We start from the raw sequence: 12,084 nt of genomic DNA, 5'->3' as shown, positions 1-12,084 counted from the left end.
GCAAATAAGGGTTTTGGGTGGGTCAGGTCATCGTCGGATCATGGCGCTCTCCCGGCCTCATGAAACCGGCCTTCTTCAACGCGCACGATACGGTCCATCAATCCGGCCACTGCAGGATTGTGGGTAATGCACATTATGGTTGTTTGCGGCGGTAGAGCAGCAAGCAAGGCGGCCATAAGCTCTTGCTCCGTCTGCGCATCCAGACCTTCGGTCGGCTCATCCAGAATGATCCAGGCTGGTGCACGCAGCACAACCTGCGCTATGGCCAACCGCCGCGCCTGCCCGCCAGAAAGGCGAACACCTCCTTCTCCAATCAAGGTATCCAGACCTGCTGGCTCAGCGTGTGTAAACTTTGCCAGCTGCGCTATCTGTAATGCCCGCCACATTTCTTCCTCTGTGGCGTTGGGGTTAGCAATCATCAGGTTACGCCGGATACTGCCCTGAAACAGGTGATAATCCTGCGCCACCACGCCAATGTGCTGCGCCATGACATCAGCATCGACGTTTTTCAGATCAACGTTACCAAAACTGGCTGTTCCTTCCTGATAATCATAAAAACGGAACAGCAGATTTATCAGCGTACTTTTGCCGGCCCCTGATGGCCCAACAAGAGCGACATACTCTCCTTGCCGGATCAACAAGTTAGCGTGCCGTAGCGCCCAGTGTTTTGCTTCTGGGTAACGCATTCCCAAGTTACAAAAACACAAATCCAATGCTTGAACTGGTGAGGCTATTATAGCAGATACAGACACACATGGAGGCTGATCACATACAGCAAATACGCGGCGTGCAGCCACCCGCACATGCCCAAGCAATTGCCACGCAGCCGGTAAAGGCCCCACCACATCAAATGCAGCAAGCCCGCCCAATGACAACATAGGCAAACACGCTGCGGAAAGCGTGCCTGCATGATAAGCATGCGTAGAAAGAGCCAACATTGCCACCGCGCTTAACGTGCCAATAACCGTGCTGAGACAACGCGCCCCACCTTGGAGCAGCAAAATCCTTTGGCGGCATAAGCGAATATTGGTTTGCTGGTCTGCAATATGTTTTTGCACGCTGTTTGCAGCGCCAAGAAACATGAATTCGCCCATACCTTGTAAGATTTCCGCCATATCTGCATGCATAATATCTTGCTGCAGGCTGATCTGCGCGGTCGCTTTTGCTGAAAGCTTGGCTATTGTTAGTGGAATGATAGTTCCGCACAGCAACAGACTTGCAGCCAAAACCAAAGCTGCTGAAAAAGAAAATAAGCCTGTTACAGTCACATATACTACGCCGCAGATAGCAGCCGCGGCAAAAGGCAGCATAACTTCCAGGTAAAACTGCCCCATCCGGTCTGTGTCAGACACAAAGCGGAACAGCATATCCCCACTACGTTGCCGAGCCAGAACGGCAGGAGCCTGGGGTGCAAGCCTCTCAAAACTCCATGCACGCACCTGCCCAATAAACCGTAGCGTGGCATCATGCGTCACCACACGTTCCAGATACCGCGCAAGAATACGTACAGTGGCAAAAAACCTGACACCTACTGCAGGTAAGAAAATATTAAAGGCATTTTGTGCTACAATTCCGCCAAGGCCCGCTATTGCCGCAGCGGCCAAAAGCCAGCCGGACAAAAACAGCAGCCCAAAATTAGCCAGAGATGCAAATACTGCCAGCGCAAGCCCTATCAGCATTTCGCGCCGAATGGGCTTTATCAGCACGGCAAGGCGTAAAAACGGTGTCATGCTGCGTGCTCCAACATATGTGGGGCGCTAAAAACCTGCCCCTTATGCACCTGCAACACTTGCCGTGCGTGATTGATGATTGCCCCACGATGAGCGACCACAATAACAATACGATCAAGTGCAACACGCGCGATGGCGGCAGCAACACGTTGCTCAGTTTCGGGATCAAGATGAGCTGTGGGCTCATCCAGAATGAGAACTTGCGGGTTCCGCAACAACACACGTGCCAGCGCCAAACGCTGCACCTGCCCGCCAGACAGACATACCCCACGCTCTCCTATGGGGGTATCAAACCCCTGAGGCAGAGCTTCGATAAACGAAAGTGCATCAGCTTGCCGCGCAACGTTACGAAGGCATTCAACATCTGCTTGTGGGTTTGCCAGACGTAGGTTTTCCGCCACTGTGCCATGTATAAGGCAAGGCCGCTGTGGCACCCAACCAATGCAAGATTGCCAATGCGTATGTATTTGGCCATGAACATCTTTTGCAACAATACGCCCAGCAACAGGCGATAACAGGCCAAGCAGAAGGCGCACCAGCGTTGTTTTACCTGCGCCACTTTCCCCTGTTATCAAGCTAACTGCGCCACGATTGAATGTACAGTTTACACGAGACAAAACTGGTCTGTTTTCTTCATATTCTACTGATATATTCTCACAGTTTACAGATAGAAGTGGCTCTATCATTGGCTGCTGAGTATGATCTGCAACTCCTGCTGGAAGTGCAAAAAGCTTGCTGATTCCGGCCATGGCTGCAGTTGCATTTTGGCGTGCATGATAACTGGCAGAAAAAGCCCGCAGCGGCATAAAATACTCTGGCGCCAAAAGCAGCACTAAAAAAGCAGACTGAAAATCTGCTTTCCCCTCCAGCAAGCGTGCACCGAACACAACGGCTACAAGCGCAATGGACAGGCTGGCAAAAAACTCCAGCACTGCCGAGGTAAGAAATGCCACTTTCATGACGGACATGGTTGTACAGCGATATTCATCTGCCATACCTGCCACCGCGACAACGACATCCTTTGCACGACCAAACAGCCGCAGGCTTGTCATCCCCTGCAATGCATCCAGAAAGGATGAACCCAGCAGCAGAAGCTGGGTCCACTGTCGGTCCATAATAGCCTGTGCCCGATACCCAACCAGCGCCATAAAAACAGGAATAAGCGGCCCGGTGCAGGCCAGAATTAAGAAGCTCCAGCCATCCAGATGCAAAACAGTGGCCAATATCATAAACGGCAACACCACCATCATGGCGGCGCGTGGAATATACTGGGCAAAATAGGGTTCCAACCCTTCTAGCCCGGCATCCAGCACCGTAACTGTTTCCCCTGTTGTGTAGTTGGCCATTCCTACAGGCCCAACATGGAATAGGTGCTGTAGCAGTTCATTCCGCAATTTGGAGATAAGGCGCAGGCTGCCTTGGGCAGCAACAATATCAGCCCCCCATTGCAAGAGCGCACGCCCAACCAGCAAAATTACCAGCCATCCTAACGCTGGAACTTCAGCCTCCAACGCGTGATGCCTAAAAGCTAGATCTGCAACAATTTGTGCAAAAACAGTAAGTTGTAAGACCAATAATACAGCAGCAACGCCACCAAGCAGCACGGACACACCAAGCCAAAGGCTTATGCGCCGCGTAAAGCCCACAAGGGTTTTGTTGCCCGAAGATTGCGTCATCACTTTCACACTCACTGCCCCTCACTCCCACACAGGAACGGGGAATGATAAGGGTACCGCCTTTATTCATTGTTTATGTAATTATGTATTTATTTATGTCAAGATAGGGAAAGAAGGCGGCTTTTTGAAATATACTTTTTTACTAAGAAAAATCTCTCTCGAGTGAAGATATCCTCTCCATTAACTTACATATTTTTATTAACTATTTTGAAGGCAGAAAGGGTGTGCGGCAGCATGGTCATACAAGCAAAACGCGCGACATGATGAAGTCACGATGAATGAACTGCTGCAATACAGCCTTTATTGGCGACCAAGAAAAAAGCCATCTGACTTATGATCAGATGGCCGGAAGCAAAACCTTTCTCAAGAATAGAATTACACGCTCAATATATTTTATGTTTTCTATATAAAAATATTTATTGAGGATGATAACTATATTTTCTTATTTACAGAATGCACCATTGGCGCATTAAATTATGATAGGTATTTGTAAGCGCCAATACAGTTTGATCCGTATCCCCCAATCTTTCGCGCAAGGATATGATTTGCATATCCAGATCAAACATAATTTGCCGACGGCTTTCTTCTGCGATCATAGATTGTGACCAAAAAAATGCAGCCAATCTTTTGCCACGTGTAACTGGCGCAACGCTATGCAATACCGTAGTGGGATATACGACCATATCACCAACAGCCAGCTTAACTGATTGCAGCGTGCCGTTAGTATGGATAACAAGTTCGCCACCATCATATTCTTCTGGTTCAGAAAAAAACAATGTTGAGGAAACATCCGTGCGAATACGCGTGTGAATGCCACCCGCAAAAACACCGCGGATCGCATTATCCACATGAGCACCAAATTGCATACCCCCTTCATACCTATTAAATAAAGGGGGCGTAACTTTATACGGCAGAACAGCACTATTAAACGAGGCATTCCGGCCCAAAGCGCGCAAAACTAGCTCCCCCAACTCCAAACAAGTTTCTGAGTTACGGGGAAGCTGTAAGTTGTTCTTACTTTTGGCAGATTGAGCCCCTGCGGTTTCCCGCCCATCTGTCCATTCTGCTGCTTCTAACTTCATCCGGCAATAGGCAAGCTCATCAGCAGTCAGAACAGATGGAATACACAAAAACATCATCAAAAACTTTTCTAATATTCTATACTTATATCCAGAAAGGAAAGAGCATCTCTTACGCGCCCCCCTTCCTTTATTTCCGACACAAGATCAATCAATAATCCGCTGCCAAATTGAACAAAAAGGCACGCCCAATAGATGGCGTAACACGGTTACTGAACAGGTTTCCGTAATTTAGACGATTGGCAAGGTTGTAACCATTCATCGTAACTTTCCAATGCTGATCGAAACGATGAGAAACAACTGCATCAAATTCTACGTTTGCAGGAACGCGTGCTGTATTGGCGTTATCAAGAAACACACCTTCCCGCCATGTCATCCCGCCACCCACAAGAAAATTGTAGGGCTTGGAGGGTGCAATTTCATATGTTGTCCAAACTGTTGCCTGGTTTCTGGGCACATACTGCACCTGCTTGCCAACATCGGTTGCTGTACCAGAAAGTGTTTTGCTGTCATACCGTGCGTAAGTGGCAATCACGTTCCAATTTTTCATAATCATGCCAGATACGCTCAACTCCACACCTTGGTTGCGCTGTGTATCGCTGGTTGGTGTAACTGTGCCGGAACTTGGATCTGTTTGAATGGAATTGCCCTTTTCCAAACGGAAAACAGAGGCCGCAAAACCAATACGATCATGGAAAGCTGAATATTTAGCCCCCAACTCATAAAGTCGGCTACGTTCTGGCTTGGAACCTTGACGCGGAAATCTCACAGAAGGGTTGTACATCGGGTTAGATTATGAAAAAGTCTATTTTGTGTAAAAGAAATTTTCGTAAGCTATAAGAAAACCCGATGCAGACAGAGTGTAGCGCAGGCGCGTATGAATTTCCAGCCTCCTGTGGACGGCGTGTTGTGGCCCGTTTTGACGGGGGTCGCATGAGTTCGGATGGGGGCGTCATTCTGGTGAAGCAGGCTGATGACATTCTGGGTCTCAGCCGCCGCTTTGCTGCCTGTTTTCGCGATAAGCGGCATCCCGGCTTTGTGGAATACCGGGTTGAAGACCTTGTCCGTCAGCGGATCATGGGCCTGGCACTGGGCTATGAAGATCTCAATGATCACGATGCCCTGCGGCATGACCTGATCTTTGGTCTGGCCTCGGGCCGTCTGTCAGGAGGCCGGGCAAACTGCGCAGCACTGGCAGGAAAATCCACGCTGAACCGGCTGGAGCGCAGTGGCCACAAGGCAGATCGTTACTGCCGCATCATTGCTGATCATGAGGCCCTGGCTACCCTGTTCGTGACGCTCTTCATGGACCAGCATGAGCGCGCACCCGCCCGGATCGTTCTGGATGTGGATGCCACCGATGACCGTATCCATGGCCATCAGGAAGGCCGGGCCTTTCATGGGTATTACGGCCATAACTGCTATCTGCCGTTATACATCTTCTGCGGAGACCATCTCCTGAGCGCCACCCTGCGCACGGCAGACCGGGACCCGGGGAAGGAAGCACTGGCAGACATCAGCCGGATCGTGGAGCAGATTAGGAACCGCTGGCCCCGGGTGCGTATCCTGGTGCGTGGGGACAGCGGTTTCGCCCGGGACAGTCTGATGACATGGTGCGAAGACAACCACGTTGACTTCCTGTTCGGGCTTGCAGGCAACACCCGCCTGTATGACCGGATTGCCTCTTTGTCCGCTGAGGTTCGTGACGAAGCCGCCACGACAGGCAGAGCTGCGCGCGGTTTCGCCTCCTTTGACTGGATCACAAAGGACAGCTGGACGCGCCGCAGGCGGGTCGTGGCCAAGGCCGAATGGCGCCACGGCAACCGCTATCATCGCTTTATTGTCACCACGCTACCGCAGGGAATGTCCGACCCCCGCCATCTCTACGAACAGATTTACTGCGCACGCGGGGATATGGAAAACCGCATCAAGGAATGCCAGATGGATCTGTTCTCAGACAGGACCTCGTCCCACACCATCCGGGCCAACCAGCTCCGGCTGTGGTTCTCGGCCGCAGCCTATGTCCTGCTGACCGCTCTGCAAAGACTGGCCCTTGGCCAGACCAGCCTGGAGACGGCGACCTGTGGCACCATACGCGCACGACTGCTCAAAATCGCGACACGTGTAACGCTCAGCGTCCGTCGGATTGTCCTGTTCATGCCGGACATGTTCCCCTGTCAGCACGAATTCGCCCTCGCTCATGCACGATTGCGAAGGCTCCGGCAGGCCATCTGAAGAAACAGACAGTGCACAGACCACATAGCTTCCACCAACACTGCCTTCTCAGGCCGTGACACCCTCACTGCGTTCAGAACCCGCCGCCAGAAGCAGAATATCGTCAATATTCCAGATCGGGCTCCTGTGGGATGACTGAATTCTACAAAATGACCCGAAATTGCCTCAAGTGTGAGAAATCCGCGTTGATCCTTGAGGTTCAACGGCTCAGAACTGTTTGTCACATACAGGCCGAGTGGCGTTGTTGATTCCGACCAATTGAAATAGATCATCCCATGGTCATTAGGTGTGTACATCAGGCTCACGTTAGGGTTAAACGTATCCTGCGTCTGGCCCATATGCACGTCTGGCTTGGCATAGCTTCCACCGGTCATGCTGTAATGTGTATCCCAGTGATCCCACCGAAAACCAGCACGCACAGAAAACCACGGGGCAAGCTGGGCCTGTTCTGAAAAGAAAGCCCCTACATCTGTTGCATCACCCGTTTTCCACTTTTTCTGCCCTGCAGTAGCTGTGTTCACCAATCCGCCGGGCATGGATGAGCCATCTACAACATTCAACCCTGACACAACCGGAGACGGGTCCAGAAGATTTACATATTGGCGCGCAACAGCATTATTATAGGCAAAATTTTCACGGCGATCATACACATGCATGATATCTACGCCACCAATCATTTCATGCTTCACGCTGCCTGTATCAAACTTGGCAACTGCAGAAAGGACATTTTGCACAGACCAATCATTTTGCTGATACGGGTTTGGCCCAAACACACCGCCAGTTCTAGAAAGCTTGGCGGCTGCTGCGTTCCCACCAAAAAAATCGGTATTACAATTATAGGCTGCTCCGTTTTGTAGATACCCACTTGCATTATAGGAAAGCTGGTTGCTGGTACAGCCTTCCTGCGAAGCAGAAAAATATCGGCTATAAAGTCCCCCACGCGTATCATTATACACAGTAACGTAAGGAGAGGCCTCCCACTTCAAGCGTCCTGTCAGCATATCCACACTGGAATTATCCTGATCAAACGTGGTGCCATACCAATTGGTACGTTTTACACCATATTCCGTGGCCGGCTTACCATAAGCAGCCCCCGGCTTTTTCAACACCGGCACACCATAATCTGGAATGCGATTATCTGTTTGGTGGAAGTATTCTAAAGTATAGGAAACTTTTTTACCCATACCAAATGTTATGGATGGCGCAATACCCCATCTGTGGGAATAAACGTAATCGCGCCCGACAGTATTATTTTCATTCCCCATACCGGTAATACGGATACCAATGCTATCCGTAAGCATACGGTTAAAATCCAGCGTTCCACGATAATACTGCCCACTTCCGCCAGAAAAAGACGCACGAATATGATTTTTCAATGTAGGCGTTTTAGTTGTAATGTTGATAGCACCACCTGTGGTGCCATTACCGAACACTTGTGAAGATGGCCCTTTAATAACGGCCACATTTTCATAATCGAAACTATCGCGCGTATACACACCAAAATCGCGCAAGCCATTTTCATAAATATCATTCTGGGCAGCAAATCCTCGGATCAGGAATTGATCTCCCGCCATCCCCCCCTCACCTTCCCCAACAGACGCCGTAATGCCGGGAACATTTTTAAGGGCCTCATCCAAAGATTTAACGTTTTGCTGCTGCATAAGAATTTGCGGCACCACATTAATGGTTTGTGGAGTATGCAAAGCATCATGCGGCATTCGGCTAATGCCCATAGGTGTCCGAAGTGTGTTCATGGGGGATGCGGTAACCACCCATTCTTCTGCCTCAGACCCATCTTCCTGTTTTGCAGAATGCGGCCCTTTCTTCCCTGATGTCGCAAGCGTTGCCTTGGATGACGCATCTGTGGCCTCTGGAGCCTTCTGATTTTTAAGAGATTGCCCCTCTGCTGTAGCCGTTGCAGCGTATGCATCTACTGTTAGCAATGAGAGTGTACTCCACCCCATAGCCAAACCAAACATGAAAGAAGACGTAGGTATCTGCCGAGATGAAGATGAGTTTGTCATGAGACTTTACAAAACATTAATGCGAATCAGTTGCATATAGCTTTTATCGCAAATGATTCGCAATTCCGCTTATTTTAAAATATTTTTTATTATTTTGCTTCCTTACAGATATGTTTTTGTTTATATAAACAAACACTATTAAAATAATAATTATTTATGTTTTTTTGATTTTATTTCTCGTTCTACAGCATATTTTAAATTATTTACTGCGTTATTTTTTAACTTTTGCATAATATCTTGCATTGCAAGTAAAACATCTAATGTGGCCTGCGGTACGGCTTGATGCCACCATACCATAGCCTCTTCAATACGCCCTTGCTCAGCCAGCCATACTGCATAATTATGTTGGCCCCGATAATCACCCTTTTGCGCTGACTCCTTATACAACATAAGCGCTTTTTTCTTGTCTTGGGGCACAACCCACCCCTCTTCGTAAAATCGCGCCAAAATGTTCATAGATTTTGCGTGACCAGCTTGAGCTCCCATCTGAAAAAGAGCAAACGCTGATAAAAGATCTTGCTGCATGCCGATACCCCGCATTGTCATGATTGCAAGATTATAGCGCCCCCAGTTATCATTTAAATTTGCAGCTAAGGTATAATGCACAATAGCTTGCTGATAATCTTGAGGGCAGCCCCAGCCAAAATAATAGCAACGCCCCAGCATATTATGTGCTGGCCCATACCCCGCCTGCGCAGCCATACGAAACCATGTGATAGCAGCTGCAGGATCTGAAGATACATATACACTGTTTAAAAGGGTTTTGCCCCATATAACCTGCTCTAAATGATGCCCTCGCAACGCTTTTTGGCGAATGGCTTCTATCTCAGCAGGTAATTCCAAAGGCCTAGAAAGGTCTTTCTTCCCCTTTCCATCTCTCCAGAGCTTTCTAAAATACATTGCGGCAAGACCTCCCTTAATAAAGGCATGCAGCATAAAGATAATGCAAATTATTCTCAATAATGTATATTAAGGCCCTTCATCCCCACTTTAAAGTGAGCGTTCACCTATAAATTATGATTACCTTTTAGGTCGGTTTGCTAAGAGACGCCAATGCTCATGGCGCCTCTTTATTGGTCTGCTTTGCTAGAACTTCAATATTCAAAAGCCCTATAAAGCCAACTTCAGAACATTGCATTGACCGCAAACTGTGGGGAAACCTGGATACTCTTGTTGTGACCTGCAAAATAAAAAGCAGAACCAACAATCACCCCCCAGCGTGGGTTCCAGTTATATTCAAACGCTGGCGCAATCTGCCAATCCGTTCCGGCAGAACCTGTTTTATGGATGTAATTGCCATTACTATCATGCCCACGTAACATTGATCCATTGGACCAATCTCGCGCAAGATCCATGGCCAGCACCCATTTCTGGCTTAAACCGTATTCCAATGAAAAACCTGTCTGGCCGCTCATGCCCGGCTGCCCACGGCCACGAAAGCCATGCGCTGTGCCATAACTGGTGACATCTGTAAGTTTGGCCGAGGTGACAGCACGCCGGAACCAGTTCCATACACGCAAGCGTAATTCATGGTTGCCCGGCAACGTATAAGTAGATTGCTCAGTTAAAGCAAAACGGAAAACATATGCACCGCTCCCTACTCCATCCTGCTTATCTCCCAACTTTTTGTAATCACCTGTAGGGAAAATCATGCCTACAAAAAGGTTGAAAGCCGGAATGTAATGTTTGGGATCAGGCCGCACCAAACGATAGATCAGATCAAACGGAACATCGCCTGTTTTAGGACCATGAGAATGTCCATCTGCATGTTTCCATCCATAATCAACAATAGTATGCAACTGGATGCTGAAATCCTGAGAGATCCCGTATTTCCAGAGCGTTGAATTGGAAAACATGCGTTGCATGGGGTGAGATGCAGGCCCTGCTCGCCCATGTGCATCAAAAGACCCTAAAGGCTGACTATAGGAATAATAGGGTTCAACATTCAGCACCCCTTCCCGCGTTGTGCCGGAAGGGGAAACGAGTGAGCCTGTATACCACTGATCTGCATGGGCAGATGCAAAACTACCGGTAGATGCAAGAAAGCAGACAAGTGCTTTTCTTACGGAAACCTTGCCACCCGCATATACCCATTGCTTAAGGCGTACTCTCATTCAATTACTTATCCTGCTGAGTTTTTTCTGCTCAAAAGCCAGCGCTAAACGCTTTTTGAATCTCTGCAGCTGTGGTTTTGCCATTAGCCAGCAGAAGCTGCAGAAGTATCCGTGCCTTTTGCGGGTTGAGATCCATAGAGGCCACAAGCCCATAGTGATCATCATCAACTTCCACATCGCGGTTTACAAAACCGTTGCCCACACGGGTGGAACGCACAACAACAACCCCAGCTTTTGTGGCGCGCTCTATGCCGGCCAATGCATCTGTTGAAACATTGCCATCCCCCATACCCGCAACCACAATGCCCCGCGCTCCGCCTTTTACGGCATCATCAATCTGCTGCGCATCCATGTCTGCATGGGCATAGACAATCTGAACCCGTGGCAGTTTGTGGTCTGCTGGCAGATCAAGAAGCTGCTGAGGTTTGGCTGGCGCCATAAAGCGCACACTTGCCGGATCAACATAACCAACCGGACCAAGATTAGGTGAATGGAAGGTTTGCAGTGCAGTGGTGTGCATTTTGCTGACACCACGCGCAGACTGTACCTCATCATTCAATACCACCATTACGCCTCGCCCACGGGCCTGCGGATCAGCCGCAACCTTTACGGCTTCATACATATTGGCGGGGCCATCTGCGCTAATGGCTGTGCTCGGCCGCATTGCGCCCGTTAAAATAACCGGCCGTGCATCTGCAATCACGTTATCCAGAAAGAAAGCTGTTTCCTCCATTGTGTCTGTCCCGTGGGTGATCACAACAGCATCTGCTTCGTTATTGGCAAAAGCCCGCCGGATACGCTCAGCCAGCTTGAACCAGACCTGACTATTCATGTTCTGGGAAGCAATGTTGGAGACCTGTTCCACCTGCAACTGCGCCAGTTTTTCAACGCCAGGCACACCTGCAATCAACTGTTCACCTGTTACGGCACCGGCATCATATCCAATAGCGGAACGGGTATCAGCCTTACCGGATATTGTGCCCCCCGTAGCCAGCACAAGCACACGTGGTAAGGAGACCTGCTGATGGGCCGCAAGAGGTGCAGATGCCCCTTCTGCATGAGAAAAAACAGGCATAACAGAGGCTACCCCCAGAATTGCAGCAAGAATAGGCAGACCACGCACAGAAACCATAAAACAACACTCTTTCTAACAAAGGGAGATAAAGGAATGCCCTTACCTCCCCTTGTCGTCATTTAAAAACCAAATCTACCGAAAGGAGCACTCT

Annotated in this window: 7 protein-coding genes and 2 pseudogenes; 1 reads left to right on the top strand and 8 read right to left on the bottom strand. The window is 49.2% G+C overall.

The annotated features are described in order from the left end of the window. Positions 1-38 precede the first annotated feature (38 nt). From cydC to QQM41_RS11380, 4 genes and pseudogenes are all read right to left on the bottom strand, one after another. Entirely contained in the window at positions 39-1,730 is a 1,692-nt protein-coding gene (gene cydC / locus QQM41_RS11395; RefSeq protein WP_339077177.1) for a thiol reductant ABC exporter subunit CydC, read from the bottom strand. Further along, positions 1,727-3,415, bottom strand: coding sequence for a thiol reductant ABC exporter subunit CydD (cydD, locus tag QQM41_RS11390; RefSeq protein WP_339078115.1), 1,689 nt, complete (start codon positions 3,413-3,415; stop codon positions 1,727-1,729). Before cydD ends, cydC begins: the two co-directional genes overlap by 4 nt. 437 nt (positions 3,416-3,852) lie before the next feature. Further along, positions 3,853-4,542: a Fe2+-dependent dioxygenase gene (locus QQM41_RS11385; protein ID WP_339078114.1), complete on the bottom strand. Its 690-nt coding sequence runs from the start codon at positions 4,540-4,542 to the stop codon at positions 3,853-3,855. A 94-nt stretch (positions 4,543-4,636) separates the two neighbouring features. After that, positions 4,637-5,239: pseudogene (locus QQM41_RS11380) on the bottom strand (TonB-dependent receptor domain-containing protein); the annotation flags it as partial. A gap of 95 nt (positions 5,240-5,334) precedes the next feature. Between QQM41_RS11380 and QQM41_RS11375 the strand changes: the two are divergent. Further along, positions 5,335-6,720, top strand: coding sequence for an IS1380-like element IS1380A family transposase (locus QQM41_RS11375; RefSeq protein WP_012812583.1), 1,386 nt, complete (start codon positions 5,335-5,337; stop codon positions 6,718-6,720). 185 nt (positions 6,721-6,905) lie between these two features. Here QQM41_RS11375 and QQM41_RS11370 read toward each other — a convergent pair. The 4 genes and pseudogenes from QQM41_RS11370 to QQM41_RS11355 all read right to left on the bottom strand — a co-directional run. Beyond that, positions 6,906-8,744 (bottom strand): annotated as a pseudogene (locus tag QQM41_RS11370) (TonB-dependent receptor); the annotation flags it as partial. A 150-nt stretch (positions 8,745-8,894) separates the two neighbouring features. Next, positions 8,895-9,680, bottom strand: coding sequence for a tetratricopeptide repeat protein (locus QQM41_RS11365; RefSeq protein WP_408874564.1), 786 nt, complete (start codon positions 9,678-9,680; stop codon positions 8,895-8,897). 188 nt (positions 9,681-9,868) lie between these two features. Then, positions 9,869-10,858 carry a transporter gene (locus QQM41_RS11360; RefSeq protein ID WP_339077175.1) on the bottom strand — a complete coding sequence of 330 codons (990 nt, stop codon included), beginning with the start codon at positions 10,856-10,858 and terminating at the stop codon, positions 9,869-9,871. Positions 10,859-10,889: 31 nt separating this feature from the next. Then, positions 10,890-11,990 (bottom strand): asparaginase, encoded by a 1,101-nt coding sequence (locus QQM41_RS11355; protein WP_339077174.1) that lies wholly within the window; start codon positions 11,988-11,990, stop codon positions 10,890-10,892. Positions 11,991-12,084 lie beyond the last annotated feature (94 nt).

The organism is Acetobacter sp. AC2005 (assembly GCF_037901235.1).
Lineage (GTDB): Bacteria > Pseudomonadota > Alphaproteobacteria > Acetobacterales > Acetobacteraceae > Acetobacter > Acetobacter oryzoeni.
This window is presented reverse-complemented; position numbering and strand designations above follow the sequence as displayed.

Bases quoted from the DNA above. Each gene is read 5' to 3' on its own strand.
- cydC (WP_339077177.1), bottom strand. From the start codon at position 1,730: ATGACACCGTTTTTACGCCTTGCCGTGCTGATAAAGCCCATTCGGCGC.
- QQM41_RS11385 (WP_339078114.1), bottom strand. From the start codon at position 4,542: ATGTTTTTGTGTATTCCATCTGTTCTGACTGCTGATGAGCTTGCCTAT.
- QQM41_RS11375 (WP_012812583.1), top strand. From the start codon at position 5,335: ATGCAGACAGAGTGTAGCGCAGGCGCGTATGAATTTCCAGCCTCCTGT.
- QQM41_RS11365 (WP_408874564.1), bottom strand. From the start codon at position 9,680: ATGCTGCATGCCTTTATTAAGGGAGGTCTTGCCGCAATGTATTTTAGA.
- QQM41_RS11360 (WP_339077175.1), bottom strand. From the start codon at position 10,858: ATGAGAGTACGCCTTAAGCAATGGGTATATGCGGGTGGCAAGGTTTCC.
- QQM41_RS11355 (WP_339077174.1), bottom strand. From the start codon at position 11,990: ATGGTTTCTGTGCGTGGTCTGCCTATTCTTGCTGCAATTCTGGGGGTA.